Source organism: Pseudomonas monsensis, assembly GCF_014268495.2.
Lineage (GTDB): Bacteria > Pseudomonadota > Gammaproteobacteria > Pseudomonadales > Pseudomonadaceae > Aquipseudomonas > Aquipseudomonas monsensis.
In genome coordinates this window covers 5,740,994-5,767,332 of record NZ_CP077087.1, presented here as the reverse complement: position 1 = coordinate 5,767,332, position 26,339 = coordinate 5,740,994, and the positions used below count along the sequence as shown (strand labels likewise).

The 26,339-nt window shown below is 60.7% G+C and carries 23 protein-coding genes; 7 read left to right on the top strand and 16 right to left on the bottom strand.

The features are described from left to right. Positions 1 to 1,121 precede the first annotated feature (1,121 nt). Complete coding sequence (locus tag HV782_RS25485; RefSeq protein ID WP_007909658.1) at positions 1,122 to 1,601, bottom strand: Lrp/AsnC family transcriptional regulator; 480 nt, start codon at positions 1,599 to 1,601, stop codon at positions 1,122 to 1,124. A gap of 456 nt (positions 1,602 to 2,057) precedes the next feature. Between HV782_RS25485 and HV782_RS25480 the strand changes: the two genes are divergently transcribed. Then, positions 2,058 to 3,095 (top strand): DUF6515 family protein, encoded by a 1,038-nt coding sequence (locus tag HV782_RS25480; RefSeq protein WP_186748014.1) that lies wholly within the window; start codon positions 2,058 to 2,060, stop codon positions 3,093 to 3,095. A gap of 27 nt (positions 3,096 to 3,122) precedes the next feature. Here HV782_RS25480 and HV782_RS25475 read toward each other — a convergent pair whose 3' ends face one another. Together HV782_RS25475 and pmcY are read right to left on the bottom strand one after the other, a co-directional pair. Then, positions 3,123 to 4,031 (bottom strand): cation diffusion facilitator family transporter, encoded by a 909-nt coding sequence (locus tag HV782_RS25475; RefSeq protein ID WP_186748015.1) that lies wholly within the window; start codon positions 4,029 to 4,031, stop codon positions 3,123 to 3,125. Between the two features lie 22 nt (positions 4,032 to 4,053). Beyond that, a complete protein-coding gene (gene pmcY, locus HV782_RS25470; protein ID WP_123463874.1) occupies positions 4,054 to 4,473 on the bottom strand; it encodes a periplasmic Zn2+ metallochaperone PmcY in 420 nt (139 codons plus the stop codon). A 109-nt stretch (positions 4,474 to 4,582) separates the two neighbouring features. Between pmcY and hrpB the strand changes: the two genes are divergently transcribed. Next, positions 4,583 to 7,102: an ATP-dependent helicase HrpB gene (gene hrpB, locus HV782_RS25465; RefSeq protein ID WP_186748016.1), complete on the top strand. Its 2,520-nt coding sequence runs from the start codon at positions 4,583 to 4,585 to the stop codon at positions 7,100 to 7,102. Between the two features lie 30 nt (positions 7,103 to 7,132). On the opposite strand, the gene HV782_RS25460 is transcribed toward hrpB, so the two are convergent. From HV782_RS25460 to HV782_RS25420, 9 genes are all read right to left on the bottom strand, one after another. Further along, a complete protein-coding gene (locus HV782_RS25460; protein ID WP_186748017.1) occupies positions 7,133 to 8,326 on the bottom strand; it encodes a hypothetical protein in 1,194 nt (397 codons plus the stop codon). Between the two features lie 112 nt (positions 8,327 to 8,438). Next, positions 8,439 to 9,791 (bottom strand): aminotransferase class V-fold PLP-dependent enzyme, encoded by a 1,353-nt coding sequence (locus HV782_RS25455; protein WP_225931037.1) that lies wholly within the window; start codon positions 9,789 to 9,791, stop codon positions 8,439 to 8,441. Between the two features lie 17 nt (positions 9,792 to 9,808). After that, the gene (locus tag HV782_RS25450) at positions 9,809 to 10,705 is read right to left on the bottom strand and encodes an EamA family transporter (RefSeq protein WP_123463880.1); all 897 of its coding nucleotides are present in this window, start codon (positions 10,703 to 10,705) and stop codon (positions 9,809 to 9,811) included. Positions 10,706 to 10,736: 31 nt separating this feature from the next. Beyond that, complete coding sequence (locus HV782_RS25445) at positions 10,737 to 11,966, bottom strand: ATP-grasp domain-containing protein (protein ID WP_186748018.1); 1,230 nt, start codon at positions 11,964 to 11,966, stop codon at positions 10,737 to 10,739. Positions 11,967 to 11,997: 31 nt separating this feature from the next. Then, a complete protein-coding gene (locus tag HV782_RS25440) occupies positions 11,998 to 13,329 on the bottom strand; it encodes an ATP-grasp domain-containing protein (protein WP_186748019.1) in 1,332 nt (443 codons plus the stop codon). A gap of 71 nt (positions 13,330 to 13,400) precedes the next feature. Beyond that, entirely contained in the window at positions 13,401 to 14,639 is a 1,239-nt protein-coding gene (locus HV782_RS25435) for an ATP-grasp domain-containing protein (protein WP_225931036.1), read from the bottom strand. A gap of 117 nt (positions 14,640 to 14,756) precedes the next feature. Then, on the bottom strand, positions 14,757 to 15,509 hold the full coding sequence (locus tag HV782_RS25430; RefSeq protein ID WP_123463887.1) for a hypothetical protein: 753 nt from the start codon (positions 15,507 to 15,509) through the stop codon (positions 14,757 to 14,759). A 62-nt stretch (positions 15,510 to 15,571) separates the two neighbouring features. After that, positions 15,572 to 15,880, bottom strand: coding sequence for a 2Fe-2S iron-sulfur cluster binding domain-containing protein (locus tag HV782_RS25425; protein WP_186748021.1), 309 nt, complete (start codon positions 15,878 to 15,880; stop codon positions 15,572 to 15,574). Positions 15,881 to 15,977: 97 nt separating this feature from the next. Beyond that, positions 15,978 to 17,240 (bottom strand): MFS transporter, encoded by a 1,263-nt coding sequence (locus HV782_RS25420; protein WP_186748022.1) that lies wholly within the window; start codon positions 17,238 to 17,240, stop codon positions 15,978 to 15,980. A gap of 151 nt (positions 17,241 to 17,391) precedes the next feature. Between HV782_RS25420 and HV782_RS25415 the strand changes: the two genes are divergently transcribed. Beyond that, complete coding sequence (locus HV782_RS25415; RefSeq protein WP_123463893.1) at positions 17,392 to 17,847, top strand: winged helix-turn-helix transcriptional regulator; 456 nt, start codon at positions 17,392 to 17,394, stop codon at positions 17,845 to 17,847. A 23-nt stretch (positions 17,848 to 17,870) separates the two neighbouring features. Here HV782_RS25415 and HV782_RS25410 read toward each other — a convergent pair whose 3' ends face one another. After that, positions 17,871 to 18,785 carry a LysR family transcriptional regulator gene (locus HV782_RS25410; protein WP_123463895.1) on the bottom strand — a complete coding sequence of 305 codons (915 nt, stop codon included), beginning with the start codon at positions 18,783 to 18,785 and terminating at the stop codon, positions 17,871 to 17,873. A gap of 223 nt (positions 18,786 to 19,008) precedes the next feature. On the opposite strand from HV782_RS25410, the gene HV782_RS25405 reads away from it, so the two are divergent. The 4 genes from HV782_RS25405 (at position 19,009) to HV782_RS25390 (ending at position 23,470) form a co-directional block, all read left to right on the top strand. Continuing rightward, a complete protein-coding gene (locus HV782_RS25405; protein ID WP_186748023.1) occupies positions 19,009 to 20,499 on the top strand; it encodes an aldehyde dehydrogenase in 1,491 nt (496 codons plus the stop codon). 346 nt (positions 20,500 to 20,845) lie between these two features. Then, a complete protein-coding gene (locus HV782_RS25400) occupies positions 20,846 to 21,832 on the top strand; it encodes an ABC transporter substrate-binding protein (protein WP_186748024.1) in 987 nt (328 codons plus the stop codon). Between the two features lie 10 nt (positions 21,833 to 21,842). After that, complete coding sequence (locus HV782_RS25395) at positions 21,843 to 22,646, top strand: ABC transporter permease (RefSeq protein WP_123463901.1); 804 nt, start codon at positions 21,843 to 21,845, stop codon at positions 22,644 to 22,646. Further along, positions 22,634 to 23,470 (top strand): ABC transporter ATP-binding protein, encoded by an 837-nt coding sequence (locus HV782_RS25390; RefSeq protein WP_128615970.1) that lies wholly within the window; start codon positions 22,634 to 22,636, stop codon positions 23,468 to 23,470. The genes HV782_RS25395 and HV782_RS25390 overlap by 13 nt, the downstream gene beginning before the upstream one ends. Positions 23,471 to 23,524: 54 nt before the next feature. On the opposite strand, the gene HV782_RS25385 is transcribed toward HV782_RS25390, so the two are convergent. From HV782_RS25385 to HV782_RS25375, 3 genes are all read right to left on the bottom strand, one after another. Then, complete coding sequence (locus tag HV782_RS25385; protein WP_186748025.1) at positions 23,525 to 24,445, bottom strand: WaaS/CpsH family glycosyltransferase; 921 nt, start codon at positions 24,443 to 24,445, stop codon at positions 23,525 to 23,527. 54 nt (positions 24,446 to 24,499) lie between these two features. Next, on the bottom strand, positions 24,500 to 25,579 hold the full coding sequence (locus tag HV782_RS25380) for an endonuclease/exonuclease/phosphatase family protein (RefSeq protein ID WP_186748026.1): 1,080 nt from the start codon (positions 25,577 to 25,579) through the stop codon (positions 24,500 to 24,502). 75 nt (positions 25,580 to 25,654) lie between these two features. After that, the gene (locus tag HV782_RS25375) at positions 25,655 to 26,329 is read right to left on the bottom strand and encodes a YciC family protein (RefSeq protein ID WP_123463908.1); all 675 of its coding nucleotides are present in this window, start codon (positions 26,327 to 26,329) and stop codon (positions 25,655 to 25,657) included. Positions 26,330 to 26,339 lie beyond the last annotated feature (10 nt).

Genomic DNA, 26,339 nt, shown 5'->3' with positions numbered 1-26,339 from the left:
TTCGGTCGGCTCCCTCTCCCTTTGGGAGGGAGAGTGGACTGGCCGTGCGATGCCCGCGAGTTACACCGACCTGATCTTGCGTCTGTGAATCCATAATCGACGCGAAGGTTGAGGTCGATGGATGCTGCCAGACACTTCGGTCGGCTCCTTCTCCCTCTGGGAGGGAGAGGGGACTGATCGTGCGATGCCCGCGAGTTGCACCGACCTGATCTTGCGTCTGTGAATCCATAATCGACTCGAAGGTTCAGGTCGATGGATGCTGCCAGACACTTCGGTCGGCTCCTTCTCCCTCTGGGAGGGAGAGGGGACTGATCGTGCGATGCCCACGAGTTACACCGACCTGATCTTGCGTCTGTGAATCCATAATCGACTCGAAGGTTCAGGTCGATGGATGCTGCCAGACACCTCGGTCGGCGCCCTCTCCCTTTGGGAGGGAGAGGGGACTGACCGTGCGATGCCCGCGAGTTACAGCGACCTGATCTTGCGTCTGTGAATCCATAATCGACTCGAAGGTTCAGGTCGATGGATGCTGCCAGACACCTCGGTCGGCGCCCTCTCCCTCTGGGAGGGAGAGTGGACTGACCGTGCGACGCCCGCGAGTTACACCGACCTGATCTTGCGTCTGTGAATCCATAATCGACTCGAAGGTTCAGGTCGATGGATGCTGCCAGACACCTCGGTCCGCTCTCTCTCCCTCAGGGAGGGAGAGTGGACTGGCCGTGCGATGCCCACCAGTTGCACCGACCTGATCTTGCGTCTGTGAATCCATAATCGACGCGAAGGTTCAGGTTGATGACACCTCGGTCGGCGCCCTCTCCCTTTGGGAGGGAGAGTGGACTGACCGTGCGACGCCCGCGAGTTACACCGACCTGATCTTGCGTCTGTGAATCCATAATCGACTCGAAGGTTCAGGTCGATGGATGCTGCCAGACACCTCGGTCGGCGCCCTCTCCCTTTGGGAGGGAGAGTGGACTGGCCGTGCGATGCCGACGAGTTACACCGACCTGATCTTGCGTCTGTGAATCCATAATCGACTCGAAGGTTCAGGTCGATGGATGCTGCCAGACACCTTGGTCGGCTCCCTCTCCCTCTGGGAGAGGGCTGGGGTGAGGGGCTTTTGATTAGCTGCGCAGATGCGTCAGTGGCAGTTCAGTGCTGTTGAGCACCTGATTCAGTACGAAGCTTGAGCGCACGCTGGTCACGCCTTCAATCCGGGTCAGGTGCCCCAGCAACAGCTTTTGATAGTGATCCATGTCCGGCACCACCACCTTCAACTGGTAATCCGCATCGACGCCGGTCACCAGGCTGCACTCCAGCACCTGCGGCAAGGTGCGAATCGCCGCCTCGAAATTCTCGAAACGCTCCGGTGTATGCCGGTCCATGCCGATCAACACATAGGCGGTCAGGCTCAGGCCAAGCATTTTGCGATCGAGCAGGGCGACCTGACGGGAGATGTAGCCATCGTCTTCCAACTGTTTGACCCGACGCGAGCAGGGCGAGGGCGACAGACCGATGCGCTCGGCCAGTTCCTGGTTGGAGATGCGGGCGTCGCGCTGCAATTCCGCCAAAATGCTCAGGTCGTAACGGTCGAGTTTGCTCATCAATCTGTCCTTGGTTGTAACTATTGCGGCGGATTATCTATCCAGGGTTAAAAATTGCGCAAGTGGTGTTTATTTGAGCAATCTTCGCAATCCTCTGTCGCGACCTCGGGCCTATGCTTATCACCAGAATCACTGCTCGGTAACACAGTCCACAGCGGCCCGCCCAAACAGGCCCGCCGCGGCCGCCACCCCCACCGGGGTTGTGCCGGTCCCCGAGCTGCACACTGTCCAGAAGACGGCGTGAGGTGAGCCGACGTCAAAAGCGTCGAGCCAGGACGAAGTTCTCTAGAAGGGAGGCCGACGGGTCTCCCTTTTTTCTTGGCTGCGATTTTTATGCCTCGCTCTACGTTCATCCTCAATAAATAAGTTTCGTGACTGATAACCTGTCGCAGAACCCGGTGTGTGTATTCCCGGTCTTAGCTACAAGCCCTCTTAATACCCGCAGTGAGGAAGAGCATGAAGTCGCGCATCTGGCGTCTGGCCGGTGTTGGTTTGCTGTGTGTGAGCGTCAGTGCGCAAGCGCTTGCCGACGAGCCACAGAATCGTGGCCCCGAGAATAACGGGCACGGTGGCGAGCATCAGGGCAATCAAGGGCGTGGCGGTGAGCGTCAGCCCCACGGCCAGAACAATCCGCCGCCGCAAAACCAGCCGCGGCCGCAGAACAACGAAATCATTCGGGGCGATAACAGCCGCCAGTTCGAACACAACGGCCAGCAGCGCAACAATGGTCAGTGGCAGAACCAGAACCGTGCACCCAATCAGCCGGCTCCGGTGCATCAGGCGCCACCGCCGCCGTCGAACACGCTGCCGATCCAGCCACGGCCCGACACTGTGCGCCAGACCCAGGAGCCACGTCAGGGTTACTACCGCGACGAGCGTCCGCAAAATGGTTACCACAACCAGCAATGGCAAACCGGCAACCGGGGCAATGATAATCGCTGGCCCGGCCGTCCGGACGGGCATGGCAACGGCTGGGGCCCAGGTCCGCAATACCGTCCGGGGCATGTGATCGACCGCTTCCCGGATCGCGAATTCCGCGTGCCGTATCGCGGTCAGGATTACTTCTATTCCGGCGGCTACTGGTATCGCCCGCAAGGCCCGCGCTACATCGTCGTGCAGCCGCCGCGAGGGATCCGCACCCACTATCTGCCGGACTACGCCCGTGAAGTGTGGATCGGCGGTGCGCTGCTGTTCCTCGCGGCCGGTTCCTACTATGCGTATGAGGAAGCCAGTCAGGATTACGTGGTGGTCGAGCCGCCGGTGCAGCAACCACCGCAGCCGCAATCCCAGGGGTATGACGTCGAGGCCTATCCGGCCAATGGTCAGTCACCGGAGCAGGTGCAGCAGGATGGTTACCAGTGCTACCAGTACGCGGTGCAGCAAAGCGGTTTCGATCCGCGTACCGCGACGTACCAACCGGCGCCTGAAGTGGTGCAGGCTTACCGCCAGGCTCAGGGCAATTGCCTGAGCAGTCGCGGTTATCAGGTCCAGTAAGAGCAGCTACGAGCTGCAAGTTTCCAGCTACAAGCTTGAAGCTTGCGGCTCGTGGCTTGAAGCTGCTTTTATCGGGTCAGCGTGCACCAGTACCTCGGCTCGCGGGTAGGCGGCGTGAATTGCATCGGCCGCCTGATCGCTGATGGCGTGGGCCACTGACAACGTCAGCTCGCCCGGCAACTCCAGGTGCAACTGCACGAACCAGTGGTTGCCCGAAATCCGCGTGCGCAAGTCATGCGCGCCCAACACGCCGGGTACGCCGCAGGCCAGTTCGAGCATGTGTTGGCTGACATCCGTCGGCAGCTCTTCATCCATCAGCACCGAAAAACTTTCCCGGGCGATCTGGATCGCACTCCATAAAATGTACGCGGCAATCCCCAGACCGAACCACGCATCCAGTTGATGAAAGCCCATGCCGGCGAGGATCAGCGCGAGCAGAATGCTGCCGTTGAGCAACAGGTCCGAGCGGTAGTGCAGCGAGTCGGCGCGCACGGCGTTGGAGCCGGTCTCCTTGATCACCCGATGTTGCAGCGTCAGCAATGCGGCAGTCAGCAACAGCGAGAATACGATCACGCCGATGCTCAGCCACGGTGCGCCCAGTGGCTCCGGTTGCTTGATCCGCTCGTAGGCTTGAAAGGCGATCAACACCGCACTGCCGCCGATGAACAGCGCCTGCGCCATGCCCGCCAGCGATTCGGCCTTGCCGTGGCCGTAACGGTGATCGTCATCGGCCGGGCGCAGCGCGTAATGCACCGCCAGCAGATTGAGCAGCGAGGTGACGCCATCCAGCGCCGAGTCGGTGAGGCCGGCGAGCATGCTCACCGATCCGCTGAGCCACCAGGCGATGGCTTTGGCGATGATCAGCGTGCAGGCCACCGCCACCGAGGCGCGGGTTGCCAACCGCAGCAGGCGGGCGTGTTCGGGGCTGGAGGTCATGAGTGCAGAGGTTCCTTGTGGATTAGGCGGCAGGTTGCAGGCCCAACATCGCCAGTTGCTGCGTGCTGCCCTTGTGCTGGATCAGCCGTGGATCGTCCAGCGGCAAGTGGCGGCCCAGTTCAGTTTCGAGAATAGCCTGCAACTTGAGGTTATTGACCTGACCGTCCGGGCCAATGGCTTGTTTCAACTTGGCCGGATCGACCTGGGCCGTGTGGCCTGGTTCGAAATAGATCGCGCCGGTGGTGAAGTCGACCGCGAACGCGATCAGGCCGGGAATGACGTAGAACAGCAGACCCAAGGCGTCGAGCACGGCAATCGCCGGGTCAATCTTGCCGTCGATCTGGCCGCGACGGTCCGGGTAGAAAATCGATCCGCAAGCGGTGATTTGGGTGAGCAGGGTGGCGACCAGTACACCGCCGATCAGGCGAGAAGGTAAGCGCATGGAAAATCTCCTGAGTCATCTGTTAACGAAGCTTCGTCTTGTGAAGTTAAGACCCTGACGAACACCTCGCAGTTCGCCGTTATACTCGCGGCTCTGTTTGGGAGCCAGCATGATTTCTTTGCCGATTGATGAAGTTTTACCCGCCCTGCGTGAAGCCTTGGCGACACGCGACGAAGCGGTGCTCGAAGCACCGCCCGGCGCCGGTAAAACCACCCGCGTGCCCTTGGCCTTGCTCAATGAGGCGTGGCTGGCCGGGCAGACCATTCTCATGCTCGAACCGCGCCGTCTCGCCGCGCGTGCGGCGGCTGAAAGGCTGGCCAGCGAACTGGGCGAGAAGGTCGGTGAAACCGTCGGTTATCGCATCCGCCTCGACAGTAAGGTCGGCCCCGACACCCGTATCGAAGTGGTCACCGAAGGCATTCTCACCCGGCGCCTGCAGGACGATCCGGCACTGGAAGGCGTGGGCCTGCTGATCTTCGACGAGTTCCACGAACGCAGCCTCGATGCCGATCTGGCATTGGCCCTGAGTTTGAACGGCCGCGAACTGTTCCGAGCTGAACAGCCGCTGAAGATTTTGCTGATGTCCGCCACGCTGGAGGGCGAGCGCCTGTCCGGGTTGCTCGATGACGCGCCGATCCTGCGCAGTGAAGGGCGCATGTTCCCGGTGACCATGCGCTGGGGGCGGCCGTTCCAGCCCGGCGAATACATCGACCAGCGCGTGACCCAGACCGTCCTCGAAGCCCTGCACGATGAGACCGGCAGCCTGCTGGTGTTCCTTCCGGGGCAGGCGGAAATCCGTCGCGTGCATCAGCAGTTGAGTGATGCCATTGGCGAGCGCAGCGATGTTTTGCTGTGCCCGTTGCACGGTGAACTGGACCTGAATGCCCAGCGCGCCGCCATCGACCCGGCCCCGGCGGGCAAGCGCAAAGTGGTGCTGGCGACCAACATCGCCGAGACCAGTCTGACCATCAATGGCGTGCGCGTGGTGATTGATGCCGGGCTGGCGCGGGTGCCGCGTTTCGATCCCGGTAGCGGCATGACCCGACTCGACACGCAGCGCATTTCCAAGGCCAGTGCCACACAGCGCGCAGGACGGGCGGGGCGTCTGGAGCCGGGGGTGTGTTATCGCTTGTGGTCGCAGGATCAGCACGAGCAACTCGCCGCTTACGGCAGTGCGGAAATCCTCTCGGCGGATCTGGCCAGCCTTGCCCTGCAGCTCGGTCGCTGGGGCGTGACCCCGGGCGAACTGGTCTGGCTGGATGTTCCGCCGGCGGCAGCGTATGCCCAGGCGCAGGATCTGTTGCAGCGCTTGGGGGCACTTGAAGATAAAGCGCTGACTGCCCACGGTCAGGCCATGGCCGAGCTGCCGGCACATCCGCGCATCGCCCATCTGTTGCTGCGCGGTCAGGCGCTGGGGCTGGCGAACATGGCGTGCGACGTCGCGGCGCTGCTCGGCGAGCGCGATATTCTGCGGGGTGCCGGCGCAGATCTGCACAGCCGATTGCTCCTGCTCTGCGGTGAGGAGCGCGCGGCACGCGGTGCTCAGGGGGGTGTGCAACGGGCGCGGCAACTGGCGCGACAATATCGTGGTTACTTGCGCGGCAAGGTCAGCGCGCCGGTCAGCGATCCTGATCATCCGCGCTGGCTCGGTGCGCTGCTGGCGCTGGCCTACCCGGACCGCGTCGCCCAACAGCGTCGCGCCGGTGGCGCGGAATATCGTCTGGCCAATGGACGCGCTGCGCTGTTCGCCGAAGCCGACAGCCTGATGAAGGAGTCGTGGATTGTGATTGCCGACCTCGGCAGCCGACAGGGCCAGCGCGAGGAACGGATTTATCTGGCGGCTGATTTCGATCCGGCGCTGTTCGACTCAGTGTTGGCCGAACAGGTGAGCTGTGTCGATCAACTGGACTGGGACGAGCGCGAAGGTGTGTTGCGCGCCGAGCGCCAGCGCAAGGTCGGCGAACTGGTCCTCAGCCGTGAACCGTTGACCGGTCTCGACGAAGCGGCGCGCAGTCAGGCGCTGGTCAATCTGGTGCGGCGCAAAGGTCTGGAGTTGCTGCCGTGGACGCCGGAGCTGCGTCAGTGGCAGGCGCGGGTCGCTTTGCTACGGCAATTGGACCTCGACGCTCAGGTCGAAAGCCAATGGCCGGATGTCAGCGATGCGACGTTGCTGAACACGCTTGAGCATTGGTTAATGCCTTACTTGGGCAAGGTCTCGCGGCTCAGTCATTTCGCCAATCTGGACCTGTCGAGCATCGTGCGCAATCTGCTGCCGTGGCCGTTGCCGCAGAAGCTTGATGAGCTGGCGCCACATCACCTCAGCGTGCCGTCGGGATCGTCGGTACGTCTGGATTACAGCGAGTCACCGCCGATTCTTGCCGTGCGTTTGCAGGAGCTGTTCGGCCTCGCCGAGACGCCGCGAATTGCCGGCGGGCGGCAAGTGGTCAAGTTGCACCTGTTGTCGCCGGCGCGGCGGCCGGTGCAGGTGACACAGGATCTGGCGAATTTCTGGCGCAGCACGTACGCCGAGGTGAAGAAGGATTTGAAAGGGCGGTATCCGAAGCACTATTGGCCGGATGATCCGTTGGTGGCCGAGGCCACCGCGCGGGCGAAACCCCGGGGCACTTGAGCCGGGGCTGCGCCAACACGGTTCGCCGCCTCAGGCGCCCACGGCCGCGGTGCTCGAAGGTCCTCGGGCGAAACGTGTAGCCGAGGTCTGCAACAGCAGCGCGACGCTCAGTGTCACCAGCAGGAACGGGAGCAGCCAGGCATTGTCGATCATGGCCAGTTGCAGGCTGAGGATCAGCAGCAGAACCGGCGTCGCCAGGGCATTCGCCCGGCTGACATACAACCCCACCGCGGCCTCGCTGTAGCGGCAGGCAATGGCGACGCGGATATGCACGCGCGCCCCACCGAACGCCATGCCCAGGATCAGCAGGCTCAGTGCCTTGAGAAGCAGATTGTCCGGCATCAGCAACCACATCAAAGTGGCGATCAGCGCCAGTGCAATCAGGCCTGACAGATAGGCCGTCAGATTACGTCCGGTATTGGCGATGATCACCAGCACGCCGATCAGCGCCATGCCCAGACCGAACACGGCATCGAGCACGCCCAGTTCAAACAGGGCCCAGCCGTGGCTCGCCACATACACCGGCAGCATGAAATTGAATGCCCCGAGGATTGGCCAGATCAGTACCATCGGCACAAACAGCGTCAGTGGCAGTCTGGTCGCAGCTGTGACTTCGACAGTGGTCTGCACCGCCGAGGGCTGACTGTGACGGGTAAAGCAAATCGCGGCGACCATGAAGAAGCCGGCGCTGAGCACCAGCGAGAAACCCATGCCGCTCAGAATCGGCATCAAACCTGCCGCCAGTAAAGGTCCGGTCATCAGTGCGGCCTGACTGGTCGCCGTGGTCGCACCGCTGATCCGCCGCACTCTGGTTTCATCCATGCCCCTTTGAATCTGGGCGAACCACATATCCAGGCTGGCCTCCAGCGACATGATCATCAGCCAGGCAAACAGATTGGTGATCAGCAGGCCGAGGGTGAAATCCCGCGACACGCCCGATATCAGGGCCAGACCGGCCAGCCCCAGCACAAACCAGCTGCTCATCTGCCGTCCGTTCATACGCAGCGACAGCCGCTTGATCATCGCTGGCGTGATGAACGCCGGAATGAACGAGCAGAAAATCGCCAGCGCCAAAGGCAGGTATCCGCCTTCGTCCTGGTTGAGGATGGTCCAGGTCAGCGAGACCATCAGTGCACCGGAAAACAACCGATAAACCGTCGAGCAGAACAGGAACATGACCAGTTCTTTTGCAGCGTTGCGGGTGACGGCGGATTTTTCGTTCATGTAATCGATCCTTGCCCTTGGGCACGCGGCGATTCTTCAATTGAATGGCGAACGTCGGCGCCCGCACCGGCGTTGAGCCAGTGCGGGCAACCGATGTCGGTTCGAGCGGGTGTCAGACCAGAGTGCGCATCACTTTGAGGGTTTTTTCGATGTCTTCGGGCGAGTTGATGATCCCGGCCGAGAAGCGCACCGTCGAATGCCGATAAGGCGTGGCACTGGCAATGATCTTCTGTTCCTTGAGCCTGGCGACGATCTCCTTGGGGCTGCGATCCTTGACATCGCAGCAGACAAAACCTGCGGAGAACTGTGCAGAACGTGGTGTGTGCAAATACACGTTGGGCAGCTTCGCCAGGCCTTCCTTCAACTGGCCATTGAGTTGCGCGATGCGATCGGCAATGCGCTTGCGCCCGATCTGCTGGATGAACTTGAACGCCTCGATCATCGCCCACTGGTTTTCAAACGCAAGGAAACCGCCGGGACTGACCCAGGCTGCCTGCGTCTGCCCCTGTGGATCGCGTTGCTCGCGCCAAGCGTTGGCGGGTTCTGCGGCCATGATCGTGGGAATGGTCGGCGTGATGTGTGCCCATTGACCTTCACGCGCCCAGACCAGGCCGGTACCGTGCGGCCCGAGTATCCATTTATGCGTGCCGGCGCTGAAAAAATCGCAACCCAGGCTCGCCACTTGCGCCTCGGAGCAGCCGAAGCCATGTACACCGTCGATCACGTAGATGATTCTGTCCGCCTCGGCCCGATCGCGATTGACCCGCGCCACCAGTTCGCCAATTTCCCGAGCCGGCAACCGTACGCCGGTGCCGGAATGCACCCAGGTCATCGCCAGAATGCGCGTGTGCGGCTTGATGGCCTTTTCAATGCGCGCGACGATCGCGTCGACGCTGACATCGTCCGGCCCCTGGTAGAGGTCGATTCGGCGAATGCTGCCACCCCACTTGACTACCGCCAGACGCATCGCCTCGTCGTGGGTGTACCACTCGTGGTTGGTGGTCAGGATTTCCTGGTGGGGTGCAAGCTTCAGGCCGTTGTAGACCATCGACAGGCCCTGCGTGGTGCTGGTGGTCAGGGCGATGTCCTCGGCACGTCCGCCGGTATAGTCGGCAGCCGCAGCGCAGACCTTGCGCCAGACCATGTCCTGCGGTGAGGCGAACATGTTGTCTTCGAGATAGGTGTACGGGTTTTCGTCGAACGCCTGCCGGTGGCGCGCCATTGCCTCGCGCACAGGCCTGGGGTTTGAGGCAAGAAAGAAGTTGGAAATGTGCACGAATTCCGGCGCCAGATTGAACTGCGCCCGCACGGATGCCCAGTCATTGGGGTTCAGTGCTGTTACTACGTTATCCGGAGCAGGCTGGTTACTCGCCTGTGCCCCTCCTGCCACGCCTGCCATCATGCTGCCTCCCACCAGGGTCGCCCCCATGGCGGCCCCCACGAACTCACGTCTTCCCAGACTCATACCCATTCCCTGTCGATTCATATTGAAGTGCGCGCAGAACGCGCAAACACAGTATTGAAAATTCGCTGTCCATAGAGGCCGACGGCCAGACCGAGCACGATCAGCACCACTGCCATGACCTTACTCGCCGGTACGCTCTCGTGAAAGATCAGTACCGAACCGAGCATGCCGAAAATCGGCACCAGCAACGACAGGGGCGCGACCGTCGAAACCGGGTAGGTTTTGAGCAGCGAGTTCCAGATCCAGTAAGCGAACAGCGTGTTCGGGTAGACCTGAAACAGGATCGACAACACGGCGGTTGCATCGACCTGATTGACGAACGTGGTGTAGCCGGCGCTGCCGTTCACCGCGTAGTCGAGTGCGAACAGCGGGATCGGTGCAAAGGCACTGGACCAGACCAGAAACCCGAAGACCTCCTTGGTGCTGGCCTTCTTGTTGATGATATTGGCGACGCTCCAGGAGGCCGCACCCACCAGCACCAGCAATACCCCGGGCAGACTGACCGTGCCATCGCTGATCATGATGATGCACAGCAATCCGCCCAGTGCGATCAACATGCCCAGTACCTGAAAGCGGGTGAGCGCTTCCTTGAACACCCAGCCACCGAGCAGGATCGTGAAGAACGCGCTGAATTGCAGCACCAGCGACGCGATGCCCGCCGAGAGCCCGGCCTTGATGCCCAGGTTGACGATGCCCCACAGGCCGATGCCGAACACCAGCCCGTAACCGATGATGTAGCGCCATGGCACATTTGGTTTGCGAATGAAAAAGATCGCCGGTAACGCACAGAGACTGAAGCGGATGCCCGCGAGAATGAACGGATCGACGGTGGCCAGTCCCAGTTTGATCACCGAGAAGTTGACACCCCAGATTGCCGTTATCAGTACAGCCAATACTACGTGCAGTGGTTTCATTGTTGAGTCGCCTTCATGAGGATGGGCCGGATCATGCGACCGATGTCAGGTTTTCTGCGAGGTACACCCGGGAAAACAGAGTTTGCATCCAGGCCTTGGTCTGTAGCGGGTCTGCGGTCTTGACGATGCCTGCCAGAGGGGCTTCGAACGCCGAATAGGTCACATGGCCCGGTAACAGCGCACCGGTCTGCAGCTCGTTCCATTGCACAACCAATGGGCTGGCGCGAAAGTCCTCCGCGCCTTCCAGACCTTGATAAATGCGCTGGTGGTGGGTGTGCCCGGGGAACACAAACCAGCCATAACCCAGATCCGGCTGCTGTGCGCTGAGCGGCACTTTGTCCACCAGTCCTTCGACATGAATGCGCAGCTCCAGCGATGGCAGGTGGATACCGGTCGCCAGCTCGTAAGTCGCGACTACATCGGCGCCGCCGACGCGGTTGCCGACTTCGAGGAACACCGGGTCGTCACCTTCCATGATGGCCTCGAGATGGAAGGCACCATTGCGGATCTGCACCGCATCCAGAACGGCACTGACCCACATTTGCATCGGCGTGGTGGTTTCCAGGTGCCACGAGCCCAATGGATGGCCGCGCTCCATGTAATCCAGGCAGGTGCCGACATATTGGCTCGAGAGCATGGTGAGAATTCGCCCGTCCTGCACCAGACCGTCGAAATGGCGGATGGGCCCGCTGATAAATTCTTCAACCTGAAATTCATCAATGTTCAGGGACAGATCGCTGATCTTGCGACTGATCTCGTCAAATGCGCGTGCAGGCTGCTGATGAATACTGACGTCCATGCTCGACGCGCCGCTGTGCGGCTTGAGCACGGTGGCTCCCTGCCACGGCACCTGGCCGTTGAGCGCCAGGTAGCGATCAAGCGGCATGAACTGCGGCACCCGCAGATTTCCCGCTGCAACGGCGGCCTTCATGTCCAGCTTGTTGCGCGCCAGATTCACCGCCGCCAGCGACGCGCCTTCGACGTTCAGCGCCTCGCGCAAGCGTGCCGCGTCGAGCAATTCGTACTCGGACATCGAGATGATCCGGTCAAATGACTGTGGAAACTGCGCCAGCCATTGCAGGGCCTCTTCGCAGGCACTGGCCTCTCCCGGGCGAATCACACGCTGGCAGCGCAGGTCGCTCGGCAGCGTATCGATCGCCGCTTGTTTGCCCAGATAAGTGACATCGTGCAGGTCATGATTGATGCCACGGTGGTACTCGATGCGCGGGTAGGGCACCCGGTGAAGAATGAGAATTTTCATGCAAACGGTCTCGCAGCGAAAAGGGCAGGGATCAGGACGCAACTTTCAACAGCAACTCGGGCGCCAGGCAGCGCTCCAGAACCAACAACCATTGCTCGCGCAGCACTCGCACCAGATCGCGGATATCAACCGATGGGGCGTGCAGCGCAACACAGGCCTGGGCGACGAAGTCGCTGTTGTCTCGGGGGATGGCATGGATCAACCGTGGCTCGCCGGCGATCCACGTGCTTTCGAGCAGGGCGATGTCGTCCCTGGACAGCGCCAGTTCCTCTGCCGCCCGTGTCAGTGTGTCGCGGACCAGCGCCTGTACATCGCCTAGCGTGGTCACGTCGATAGTCACATCGTGCGGCACACCGAACATCACCGTCGCGGCGCTGCAGGTGGCGGCAGGCAGTTCTTCCGGCACAGGCCCGGCGAATACCGAGTCAACCCATGCCGCGTACAGGTCAAGCCCATGGACGGCGTGCGCCAGGGTCCAGATCTTCATGCCGCCAGGACGCCGGTTTGGCTCAATCACCGCTGTCTGGTCGCCGCTGTCGCTGAGTTTGATCTCGTTGTGAAACGGCCCGATGCGTTGGCCGACCAGGCGGTTGACCTGCTCGCCGGCATTGCGAATGGCCAGTCGCTCCTGTTCACTGAGGCGCGCCGGCAGAATTTGCGCGACCTCAACCGGATAGCGCCCGCTGGCACTGACTTTTTCAGTGACAAACCACAGTTTGCCCAAGCCGTCATAAGAGAACTCGCGGGTGAATGTGATGAAAGCTTCGGCCAGCACACCGCCGTCCAGATAAGGTGCGACTTCCGTGAACGCCTGCTCACAGTCGCCACCCGCTGAAACCACCACCACACCGCGATTGTTGCCCTCACACGCAGGCTTTATCACGAAGCTGCCTTGCTGACGCGCTGCAAAATTGCGTACGTCGTGCAAACCGTCGATCCGTACGAAATCCGGCAGTGTCACCCCCAACTGGTTCAACTGCGTACGGACGCGATCTTCGGCGGTGCGGTACGCCAGTTTGTCAAAGGCCGCCAGGGCCAGTGCGGCATCGTCTACCGGCAAGCCGAGGCGCTCCAGCAGCGCCGCGCCACTGGCGACCGCGTTGTCGGAAAAGACCAGCCCGGCGCTGATCCGGCCCGCATCGTCGCCCAGCAGATTCAGTGCCTGATCGACGAAGTCGGGGTGCAACGGATCGGCATCGAACACACGATCGCTGATGGTCCGGTCATGGTCCTGAGGGTTGGCTCTGATCAGCCAGGTCTGCGCGCCCCACTGTTGGCGCGCGTAGTCTCGCAGGTGCAGCACATCGCCGATCCGGCTCAGGTTGTAGTCCACTATCAGTAATACAGGCGCTCGCAACGGCATGTTTGTTTCTTCCTCATCCGTGGGGGTAGTCATCGGCAGCAGTCTTGTTCAGGCGATCGCCCGGGTTGTTATTAATGGCTGTCGGGCTGATAGCGGATATCCAGCGCGGTCGCGCTGATAGTGGCCAGACGTTCAAGCTCGGTTGCGCGGTTGGCGCGCTCGAACGTCCACAACAATTGCCCGAGGAACACTTCACGGGCGTGTGCTGGAATCACATCGCCGGCCTTGAGCAGCACGTGCTGCACCACCGGGGCCAGCGGCAATGGGTTAAGCGTCACTGAACTCAGGGTTCCCGGCTCGGCGAAGTACACCCGAAAGAACGTTGCTACGGACTGTTCGCTGGTACCGTCCGCCTGCCACTCGAATTGCGCCAGATGCCGCACGAGATCTTCGCGCAGCGCAGTGTCGTCCTGGCTGGCGAGCAGCAGGTCGAGCCACAGTGAAAGCATGCTGTGTCCGTGGGTTACTGCTTCGACGCTGTGCGAGATCAGGCTGCCGCCGACGCGCGGGTTGATTTCGATCAGGTCCCAGTGCTGCCCCGAAAAGCGTGCCTCCACGTGGTAGCAACCCCACTTCAGCGCCATGCAAGCCAATACATCCTTCAGCCATTGCAGCCCTGCGGCGATCTGCGCCTGATCAAGGCTGGCCGGTGGCGTGGTGCAGCTGTCTTCAAGCACCGTCGCGGCGGTCTCGGTCACTTCGTATTTCTCATGGATGGCCACGACATGCGCCTGACCATCGACCAGCAATGTCTCGAAACTGAATTCATGACCGGCGATGTAATCCTCGGCCATGAACGTCAGCCCGTCGTTGAACGCCGAGGCATATACCGTGTCTTCGGCCGAGGCCAGACGCAGGTCCTCAAGGGCATTCCACGTAGTGTCTTTGCGCATGGGAAAGGCTGCGTAGGAGGCGATCCCATGAACCGGTTTGATGAAATAACGCTGATCCTGCGCCTTGAGCCGTTCCAGCACGGACTCGGTCAGGGCATAGGCATTAGCGTGCGACAGGCCTTTTTCGGCCAGTCGGTTACGGACATTGAGCTTGTTGCGCAGGGCTAATGCCTGCCCAGCGTCCATGTCGTAAGTGCCAAGCGAAGCGTTGGCAGCAGCCATCAGGTGGCGATAGCCTTCCCACACGCTGATGCAGCAACTGACCTGTTCACCAGACTTGCGCAGAGTCTCAAGGGCGGTCTGCACATCCTCCAGCTTCAACTGGTGGGAGTCGGTGGTGTAGAGCCGGTCCGCCCAGGCATGAATCTGCTCCAGGCGTCCCGGTATATGTTCTGGAAGCGGCAATGAAGACAGCACGAAACACCGGAGCTTTCGTCGATGAAGCTCCTGCTTCAGGTCTTCCAGGAAAGAAAAGCCGCAGTGGCTCAGGATCAGAACACCGGGTCGATTTGAATTCATTGCCTGCTCCATGGCTTAAGCAGCCTTGTCTTGCGGCTTGGCCAGGGTGTTGAGGTACAGCTTGTTGAAGAACATCGCGAGAATCGTCTGGTGCTCCTCGAGGTATTTTTTCAGTGCTGCGATGTCCTGCTCGTCCTTGATCAGGAAGCGCAGGGCCGCCCAGACTTCACCCGGGTGGTCATCATTGATGTCGGTATGCGAGTGGGATACCTGACCGGCGATGTTGGTTTCGCCCACCGAGGATTTGAGCGCTTCAAGTTTACGGGGCTCGAGTTTCACGTTGACGTACTCGACCAGGTAGGAATAAGCGACGACGCCAAGCGGCCCTTCATGATCCAGCAGGTAGGAAAAGAAACCGACCAGCAGTTTGGTCTCCAGGTACGGTTCGGTGGCGAGGAACTCCTCACGGCTGACGCCGATGCGGGTCAGGTCGGCGATGAACAGTTCGTCATGCAGCATTTCCTCTTGCTCGTAGTGAGCCCAGATCTGTGCTGCTGCAGGGCTGATCTTGGCCACTTCCGCCAGCGCCTTGGATTCAGCCACCCGCAGCAGGCGGATGCGCCATGCGGTTTCAATCAGGTGGCGCTTGTAGTACTCGCTGTTAACGTCCTTGCCTTCCAGATGCGCGGCCTCAGGAACGGTGGCGAACCATTGCTCTACTTGGCCGTCGATGATCTTGTCGATCTCTGCACGCAGGCCAGCCGAGCCGGCAGCGCTGAGGAACGGAGTGGTATCACCATAGCCAACATTTTTTACACGGTTAAGCATGAATAAGTCCTTTTTAGTTTATTTGAAACGCTTTGATTGAAACCGCAGTTAAACGCCAACGCTTAGCCAATTATTTCAATGGCTACTTTTCCTTTTAACAGGCACTGACAGGCCAGCCGGTATTCTTCACCGCTGTAACCCAACACCTCGATAAAAGCCTCTTCATCGTCATCGCGAGGACTTACCGCCTCGAAACCTGATGTAATCCTGATCAAACAAGCACCGCACGCCCCGATACGACAGCCCAGCGGGATGATGTTCTTGCCGTCACGTTCATATTCGATATCCGTGAACGGGGCGTTGGTTGGTAACTCGAACTCAATTTTATTCGCTGTAGTAGAAGTAACGGTTAGTGTGTGAAACCCTTCCATACATGCCTCATTTAATTGTTTAAGTTCGTGTGGCAGGCACACAGTTTCACGCCAAAGCCCGGCAGGCCATGGAAAGCAGTTCTAAATACTCAAGAAGTTAGCGAGAAGTCATTTGCAGATATAACCAGTACAACAACGCTGTACCACTGAACGCTGCGCCCAACAGGCAAACAGCGACCCAGCCAAAGTGGGCGTAAGTGTAAGTTGCCGCAATGGCACCGAGACCGCTGCCCACGGAGTAGAAGGTCATGTAGGCGCCGACCAGGCGGCTTTGCGCATCCGGCCGGGCGGCGAAAATCAGGCTCTGGTTGGTCACGTGCACGGCCTGCACTGCAAAGTCCAGCAAGACCACGCCGATGATCATGGCCAGCAATGAGCTTTCAACAAACGCGGTGGGTAACCAGGACACGGTCAACAGCACCAGCGCAATGCCTGTGGTGCGATTGCCCAAACCCTGGTCGGCCAACCGGCCGGCCCTTGCAGCGGCCAGTGCACCTGCAACCCCTGCCAGACCGAACAAGCCAATCTGAGTGTGGGAAAGTGACAGTGGCGGTGCACTTAGCGGCAGGACCATCGCAGTCCACAATACGCTGAATGCAGCGAATATCAGCAGGGCGAAGGTCCCCCTGACGCGCAGCGTCGGTTCGGTCAGATACAACTGCAAGACCGAGCGCAGCAACTGCAGATAACTGCCTTTGGCCGGTGGCTTGGTCGACGCCGGCATGGTGCGATAGAGCACCAGCGCCATGCTGATCATCAAGGCTGCCGAGACAAAGTAAACCCCGCGCCAGCCCGCCAGATCGGCCACCGCGCCAGAGACGAAGCGCGCCAGCAAAATGCCCAGCACGACACCACTGGTCACTGTGCCAATGGCTTCGCCGCGTTGTTCGGGACTGGCCAGTGTCGCCGCGTAGGCAACCACCACTTGCACGACCACCGCCATCAGTCCGACCAGCACCATCGCGCCGAGCAGCATGCCCCATTCCTGTGCCAGTCCGACGGCACACAATGCCGCGGCCGACAGCAGCATCTGCGTGAGGATCAGTCCCTTGCGATTGAGCAGATCGCCCAAGGGGACGATGAACAACAGACCGACTGCGTAACCGGCCTGAGTGGCCGTGACCACCACACCGATGGTGCCGGGCGATACCGACAGACTGGCTGCCATCGACTCCAGCAGTGGTTGCGCGAAGTAGACGTTTGCCACGGCCATGGCGCAGGTAATTGCAAAGAGAAATGTCTGGTAACGACTTAGGCCAGGTGTGGTTGCATGCTCCTGAGCGGACTGAACAGTGCCGCCACCGGCTGATTTTTCGGCTTCGACGTCCATAATCGAAGGCTTTCGAGGGTTCAGCATCATCATTCCATCCTTGGGAATAACTGGTTTTCAAACAAAACCGATGCGTTGATTTTTATCAAAACTGGTTTTAATCTACAACTAGTTTTTCAAAATATTTTCTTCTGACGTTAGAACAGTTCTGACGCACTTTATTAATCAACACTGGAGACTCATGGCTAGGCAGCAGCTACTGGCACAAAGCGAATGCCCTGTGGCCCGAACGCTTGAAGCTATCGGTGATCGTTGGGTTTTGATGATCATCCGTGACGCCTTCGATGACGTCCGTCGTTTCAGCGAATTTCAAAAGCGCCTGGGCCTGGCGAAAAACGTCCTCACGGTGAAACTCAAACGGTTGGTCGAGCTCGGTGTCTTCGAGGTGCAGCCTGCATCCGACGGCACCGCCTACAAGGAGTATGTGCTGACCGAGATGGGGCGTTCTGTGTTTCCGATCGTGATCAGCATGCGTCAGTGGGGCGAGCGCTTCCTGTTCAGCAAGGGCGAGAGCTATTCGATACTGCTGGACAACGAGCACGCCGAGCAGATCGAGATCATTGAGGTGCGATCGAGGGCGGGCAAGGTATTGGGCCCGGCCGATTGCCATCGGCGTGTGGTCAAGCGCCGCAGTTGAATGTTCGCCATGGCCCGTGCGGGTCAGGCGCCAGCCTTGCGTGTCAGTTGTTCGCGGCAATAATCGGCGAACAACTGCGCCGGTTTGGTCAGTTGCCCACGTTTGAGCCACGCCGCTACCAGGCCTGAACCGGTGACATCTTCGACAATGTCGACGCACACCACTTTCTTGCCGTCATAGGTGCACTCCGAGTGCGGCTTCGTCACGAGTACCGAGAAGCCGAACCCCTGGCCGACCATGCCGCGGACCATTTCGATCGACGGTGAGCTGAACTCGATGCGCGGGGTCAGGCCGAGTTCTTCGAACAGGCTGACGAAGTAGGTCCGGCTCGGCTGCACATCGAGCAGGATCATCGGCTCCAGACACAAATCCCGCAGCGACACTTGCTTGTATTCGGCGAAGCGGTGATCGGCCGGCAGCAGTGCATAAGGGCGCTGCGCCGGCATCAAGGGTTCGGTCTGAATGGTCGCGTCGAGTTCGTGTTCGTACAAGATGACCAGATCGAACGCACCCGATGTCAGGCCTTGCACCAGTTCCTGTTGTTCACCGTCGCGGATGCGGATTTTCACCCCCGGATACAGCGCGCAAAACCCGGCGATCAATTGCGGCAGGTACAGCGGGGCGACGGTTTCGAAGCAGCCGATGTCGATCTGCCCGGCGACGATGTCGTTGTCGGCCAGGGCGTTCTGTTCGAACTCTTTGGCCATGCGCAGCAGTTCCTGCGCCTTGCGCAGAAAGCGTGCGCCGCTGGGCGTCAGGGACACGCCCTGGGCGTGATGGCGGATCAGCAGTTGCACGGCGAAGCTGTCTTCCAGTGCCTTGATCGCGGTGGAAATGGCCGGTTGGGCGATGTACAGCTTGCGCGACGCCTCGGCAACACTGCCGCATTCGACGGTGGTGATGAAGTATTTGAGCTGACGCAAATTGTAGGCGGCCACGGCAAACCTCTGGACGAGCGGACTCGACTTCCAAGCAATTTGTGCGCCGCCACGTCCGCTGCGCGACGATGTATTTATCTTTCAACCATAGCCATCTGGCCCGCGTTTGGGGCAAGTCATTGCCCAGTGTTTTTATTGCCTGCGAAGATATTTTTACTGGTTTTAGCCCGCACCGCCCTGAGCGACCATCAATGCACAATTAAAGCCCAGGGAGCATCCGAACGTGTTCGAGCTTGCAGAGTGGCAGCGCCGCGCCGTTGCATTGAAGTTTCCCGATCAAGCCGTGATCGACGGCCAACACTGCGCCGCACAATCGGGGCAGACCTTCGCCGCGATGAATCCCGCTACCGGGCAGTTGCTGGCCAATGTCGCGGCCTGTGGCGAGGCGGACGTCGATGCGGCGGTGCGCAATGCACGACAGGTGTTCGAGGCCGGTACCTGGTCACAACGCCCACCGGCGGAGCGCAAACAGGTGCTTCTGAAACTGGCCGATCTGCTGATGAACCACCGCGAAGAACTGGCCCTGCTCGATTCGCTGAACATGGGCAAACCGGTGATGGATGCCTACACCATCGACGTGCCGGGCGCTGCCGGGGTGTTTCGCTGGTACGCCGAAAGCATCGACAAACTCTACGATCAGATTGCCCCCGCCGCGTCCAGCGTGCTGGCGACCATTACCCGTGAAGCACTGGGGGTGGTCGCCGCGGTGGTGCCGTGGAATTTTCCGCTGGACATGGCCGCGTGGAAACTCGCGCCGGCGCTGGCGGCGGGCAATTCGGTGATTCTCAAGCCGGCGGAGCAATCACCGTTTTCGGCGTTGCGTCTGGCCGAACTGGCACTGGAGGCCGGACTGCCGGCAGGTGTGCTCAACGTGTTGCCGGGGCTGGGTGAACAGACCGGCAAGGCGTTGGGCCTGCACCCGGATGTCGATTGTCTGGTGTTCACCGGCTCGACGCAGGTCGGCAAATATTTCATGCAGTATTCGGCGCAGTCCAACCTCAAACAGGTCTGGCTGGAGTGCGGCGGCAAGAGTGCCAACCTGGTGTTCGCCGATTGCCGCGATCTGGAGCTGGCAGCGGAGAAAGCCGCGTTCGGGATCTTTTTCAATCAGGGCGAAGTGTGTTCGGCCAACTCGCGTCTGTTGGTTGAACGCGCTATTCACGATGAGTTTGTCGAGCGCCTGAAAGCCCAGGCCGAGCGCTGGCTGCCGGGGGATCCACTTGACCCGCAAAGCCGTGCCGGAGCCATCGTCGATCACCGGCAGACGACGAGCATCCAGCGCGCCATTCACGGTGCCACCCAGTCGGGGGCGACCTTGGTCTGTGGCGGTCAGCAACGGCGTTTCAACGGCTCGGACAACTTCATCGAACCGACGATTTTTACCGGCGTCAGCGCCGACATGCCGCTGTTTCGTGAAGAGGTGTTCGGCCCGGTGCTGGCGGTGGTGCCGTTCGACGATGAAGACGAAGCGGTGCGTCTGGCCAATGACAGTGTCTACGGGCTGGCGGCGTCGCTGTGGACGGATGATCTGCATCGCGCGCACCGCGTGGCCCGACGACTGCGAGCGGGCACGGTGTCAGTCAATACCGTCGATGCACTGGACGTGACCGTGCCGTTTGGCGGCGGCAAGCAATCGGGCTTTGGTCGCGACCTGTCGCTGCACTCGTTCGACAAATACACCCAGCTCAAGACCACCTGGTTTCAGTTGCGCTGAAACCGCGTGGCCCCTGTCGCGAGCAGGCCCACTCCTACAATAGACGCCCCTGTAGGAGTGGGCCTGCTCGCGATGACTTAGGTACATTCAGCGAAAATTTCTGCTTTGCACCCACCCCGTGCATCCCCGCCAACGTCGCCCTTCAGCGGTGCGCACTACCCAGTTTTTTCATCATTTGCTGCCAACAATTTCCTGATTTTCCTCACCGCGCACATGGGCCACCATCCCTCTCGTCAGCCCAGGCCTTCACGCCAGAGTCCAGCAGAGACCGCAGCGTGCATTGGCATCTTTGGCGCTGGCCGTACTGCCCATGACAAAACTAAATCAACAGCGTCGGGAGTGCTCCATGATCAAGTCCTTGTGTATCCGTCTCACTCATCCTCTGGCGATCACCGCCCTGGCCGCCACGGTCGCGACCAGCGCCCACGCCGGCACCTTGTCCATTGGCCACACCACGTGGGTCGGCTACGGCACGCTCTACCTGGCGCGGGATCTGGGCTACTTCAAGGAGAACGGTCTGACCGTCGAGTTGCCAGTGGTCGAAGAAGCCTCGATGTACATGGCCGCCCAGGCATCCGGGCAGTTGTCCGGCTCCGCCTCGACCATTGACGAGGTGCTCAAGTACCGCCCGCAGTTCTGCTTCAAGGCCGTTGCGGCGCTGGATGACAGCCACGGTGGCGATGGCGTGCTGGTCGGCAAGGACGTCAAATCCCTGCAGGAACTCAAGGGCCAGGCCGTGGCCGTCAACGAAGGCTCGACCTCGCAGTTCTGGCTCTCTTACCTGCTGAAAAAGAACGGTATGAAAATGAGCGACATCACCGTGCAGAACATGACTGCGGACGATGCCGCCACCGCGTTCATCGCCGGGCGCGTGCCCGCCGCCGTAACCTGGGAACCACACCTGTCGATGGTCCGCGACAAACAGCAGGGCAAAGTGCTGATCGACAGCAGCAGTACCCCCGGCGTGATCGTCGACGTGGTGGCGCTGAACTGCAGCGTCATCGAGAAACAGCCGCAAGACGTCAAGGCGCTGGTGGCGGGTTTGTACAAGGCGGTGCAATACACCAAAGATCATCCCGAAGACGCTTACAGGATCATGGCCAAAGGTGTCGGTGGTTATCTGTCCGATCCCAAGGAACTGGCCGCCGCTGCCCAAGGCGTACGTTTCTACGATCAGGCGATGAGCGATAAATTGCTCGGCGCACCGGGCAAGCCGGGCGACAGCGCAGCGCTGATCAAACTGGCCAACGAAACCGCCAGCGAATTGCAGGGTAAACCTTACAACGTCAGCAACGACGATCTGGTCGACAACCGTTTTGTCAGCCCGCTCTAGGAGGTCTGCAATGTTCAAGCGCAATTCGTGGCTGAGCCGCTGTCTCACGCCGAAGACCGGTTTGCCGGTGCCGGTGGTGTGGAGCGCCAGCGGGCTGGCCTGGGTGTTGTTGATCGGTCTGTGGGCCGGATTGTCCTACGGCGGTATCGTCCCGGGCATGTTCTTGCCGACGCCGGGGGCAGTGGTGGAAGCGGCTGTGCGCCTGAGCCGTGACGGCACCCTCGGCACCCACGTGTGGGCCAGTGTCGAAGTGGTGATGGTCGGCTTCATTCTGTCGTCGCTGGTGGCGGTGCCGCTGGGGTTGCTGATGGGCAGCTTCCGCATCGTCCAGGCGTTCCTCGAACCGATGGTCAACTTCATTCGTTACCTGCCGGTGACTTCGTTCGTGCCGCTGTTCATCCTGTGGATCGGCATCGGTCTGGAGCAGCGGGTGTCGGTGATCATCTTCGGTGTGTTCTTTCAGCAACTGGTGATGATCGCGGACGTGTCCAAAGGCATTTCCAAGGACCTGATCAACGCTTCGTACACCCTCGGTTCCAATCGCCGCGACGCGGTGCTGCACGTCATCGCGCCGGCATCGGTGCCCGGCGTGCTTGATACCTTGCGCGTGACCATGGGCTGGGCCTGGACTTACCTGGTGGTGGCTGAACTGGTCGCCGCTTCCAGTGGGTTGGGCTATCTGAGTCTGAAGGCCATGCGCGGTTTTCAGGTCGACGTGATTTTCCTCGCCATCGCGATCATCGGCCTGCTGGGGCTGGTCACCGATCAACTGTTCCGTTTTCTCCGCTTGAGGGTTGCCGCATGGGCTCAGTGACTGCTGCCAATCATCGTTTTATCGAACCGGTCGCGAGTCCGGCGCAAGCGGCGCCGCGCTTGCAGGTGGACAAAGTCAGCCTGCGCTACAGCAAGCCTGGTGGCGGCACGTTCACTGCGCTTGAGGCAGTGTCGTTCGAGGTGCCGGATCAGCAGTTCGCCGTGCTGGTCGGGCCGTCGGGGTGTGGCAAGTCGAGTCTGTTGTACCTGACCGCCGGTCTGGCCGAGCCGACGTCCGGTGAGATCTACGTCGGCGGTCAGCAAGTGCAGGGCCCCGGCGCAGATCGCGGCATGGTGTTCCAGAGCTACACGCTGTTTCCGTGGCTGACGGTGCGCCAGAACGTCGAGTTCGGCCTCAAGCGGCGTGGTGTGCCGGCGGCGCGGCGCAAGGAGATTGTCGATTACTACGTCAACGAGGTCGGCCTGAGCGGGTTCGCCGACAACTACGCCAAGCAGCTGTCGGGCGGCATGATGCAGCGGGTGGCGATCGCCCGGGCGCTGGCCAACGATCCGCAGATCCTGCTGATGGACGAGCCGTTCGGCGCCCTCGACAGCCAAACCCGTCTGCAGATGCAGCAACTGTTGCTGCGGGTCTGGGGCAACAGCAAGAAGACCGTGCTGTTCGTCACGCATGACATCGACGAGGCGATTCTGCTCGGCGACCGGGTGTACGTGATGGGGGCCAAACCGGGGCGGATCAAACAGATCCTCGACGTGCCGATCGAACGCCCGCGTTCGCTGGACATGGTCATGGAGCGCTCGTTCATCGACATGAAGCGGCAGATCTTCGGGCTGTTGCATGACGATCTGGAAGAGGTCCACTGAAACGCGAGGCATCCCGTCCCTGTGGGAGCAGCTAGCTCCCACAGGGGGGGGCGATTACGCGAATGCGAAAACCGTTTTGACCCAGCCCTGCAATGTGTATTTCTGGTAGATGGTCTCGGGCACATCGACATACGGATCGGTGATGAAACGCTCGGGAATCACCGGGTTGGCCTCGTCGATCACCAGGATGTTGGCCGGATTGTAGAAGTCGTAATCGACCACGCTGTGGTTGGTGGTGATGACTTTTTTGCGCGAGGCCATGGCTTCGAAGAAACGGAAGCTCAAGCCGGCCTGGCCGGGTTTGGCGATGTCCAGAATGATCCGCGAGCGCTTTACCAGCTCCCCCACGGATTCCAGCGACATACGTTGCTCGAAAAAGGTGATGCCCGGGTGCGCACCGGGGATCGGTTTGCACTGCACCAGAAACTTGTAATCGGTGACGCCGAGTCGATCGAACTCCCGCGCCAGCCCTTCCAGGGCCGGCACTCGATCCTTGCCGGCCATCACCACGAACGCCGAATAGTCGCCGGGCGCACCGTCCGCGACGTAGTCCTCGTAAATGAAGTTGTAGTGCTTTTTCAGGCCGTAACTCTCGGCATTCCCCGGATCGAACGAAAATACCTCGTCATAACCGGCCAGTGCTTCGCGGGTCATTGGCCAGCGGCTGAAACTGTCGTAGAGGTAGGCGATCTTGCGGTCGGCCACATTCAGGCCTGCGACCAATTGCTGCGGATCGATTTGCGCCGGGTTGATGATCAGCGCAACGTCAAAGCGCGCAGCCTTGCCGAGGACCTTTTTGAACTGGCGCAACTGGGCCCAGCGCTTGAGCGGGCGGCGCAGGATCTTTGGCGCCCGGTCAAAGCGGTTGGACAGCGACGAGGTGTCGATGAAGCACACGTCGTGCTCGGTCATCAGGTAGTCGGCCAGTTTGCCGGCGTAACCGCCGATGTCCTTGCACACCAGTAAGATTTTCATGGGCGTTCCGTGTCGTGAATGCGTGAGCTGAAGCAGAGGGCGCGTTGGTCGCCACTAGGGCGTGGCAGGCAGCAGGAAGCGCGCAATCACCGGCAGATGATCAGAGATGCGCAACGTATCGTCCTGGCGCACCCTCGCTTCGACCCGTTTGATTTTCGGGCTGTAAAACAGGTAGTCGACCGTGCGGTCCGGGCCATTCAGGCCCGGGTCGTTGGGATAGTGGGTCAGCCATTGCGCGCGGTCGATGCCGCTGGCCTCGTTGTTGGTCGGGATCATCGGGTATTTGTCCCACAGCAGGTGCAGTTCGCTGTCGGCGGAGTAGGGCGTGCGCTGCTCCGCCGGCAAGCGCCGGTATTGGCCGAGGGGCAACAGGTTGAAGTCGCCGCCGATCAGCCACGCCAGGCCCTGGCTTTCATACTTGTCGAGCACCCTGGCCACGGCCGTCACCTGGGTCTGCAAGGTGTCATCCGGTTGGCTGGCACGTTCCAGATGGGTATTGAACACGGTCAGTTGTCCGCCATCGCTCAGGGGCAGTCGGGTGACGAGCAGCGCGTCTTTGGGCTGGAACTGGCGGCTGATGAAGTTGGCCTCGGCGACCGGCAATTGCAGGCGTTCGGCGTGTTCGATGCGGTAGCGGCTCAGGGTTGCCAGTTGTCGGCCGACGCTGCCGAAAATGTGCCGGTCAGGCACGAAATCGGCCTTCCAGTCGAAGGCGCTGGTGCTGCATGGATACAGGTCGGCAACCCGCTCCTGCAACAGCTTGAGCTGATCCTGATAATCGCTGGCCTTGGCGCCGTCATCCAGTTCCTGCAGCAGCACCACATCGGGCTGCTCATCGCGGATCACCCGCGCCACTTCATCGAGGCTGAACGCCATGTCTTCCAGGGTCGGCGCATCATCGTCGCCCTGGGCCAGATCATTCCAGAACACGTAGCGCTTGCCCGCCAGGTACTGAACGTTCCACGTCATGACTTTCAGGGCCTGGCCGGGCACTAGCGTCGGCGCGCTGGTGGTGCAGTTGACCGGCAGGGTTTCCCGGGCGTCGGGGCGCCAGGTCAGGCTGAACATCAGTGCGGCGGCCAGCGCGAGGGCGAGCAACACAAAGAACAGGGTGTAGCGCAGCAGACGGGTCATGGCTCGGCTTATAGCGTTACAGAAAGTGGCCCCGAGCATACCTGACGGCAGCCTCGAAGCCCAAGCGCAGAGCGGTCAGACCGCCCCGTCACGTTTGTCAGGCAATTCACTGATCAGCATGAACAGGCGAAACAGCACCACGCTGGTGAACAGTTGCAGGAAGCTGTGAGCGCTGTCGATCAACACGGCGATCAGCGGGTTCTGCGGCTCGGGATACACCGCCAGCGTCGCGCCCTTGAGCAGCCACAGTGGCGTCATCACGCACAGGATGCACAGCAGGATTCGCCAGAAGTGCCCACGGGTCAGGCGCAGGCTTTCCTTCATGGCCTGCAACGGCCCCAGGCCGCGCAGGACCAGCAGGTATTCACCGAACGCGAGCATGACCATCAGGATCAGGCCCGGCAGGAAATACAGCGACAGGCCCAACAGAATCAGCAGCGTGTTCAACGCGGTCAGCACGGCGAAGCGCGGCCAGAGGGTCGCGGCCATCGCCAGCAGATCCCGGTTGCGCGGCGCCTCGCCACGGCTGCGTGCATCGAGAAACAGAATCAGGGCGGCGGTGTACAGCGGATAGACCAACAGACCGACAATGACGTTGATCGCCGAGAAATTGTCCGGGCCGGTGGCGTGATCGACGACCTGTTGCAGAACCGCTTCGAAAATCACCAGCGGCAGGCACAACTGCACGATGCTGCCCAAATGACGTTTGAAAAAATACAGGGAGTCGCGCAGTACTTCGAAGGCATTCATCAGTCGGTAT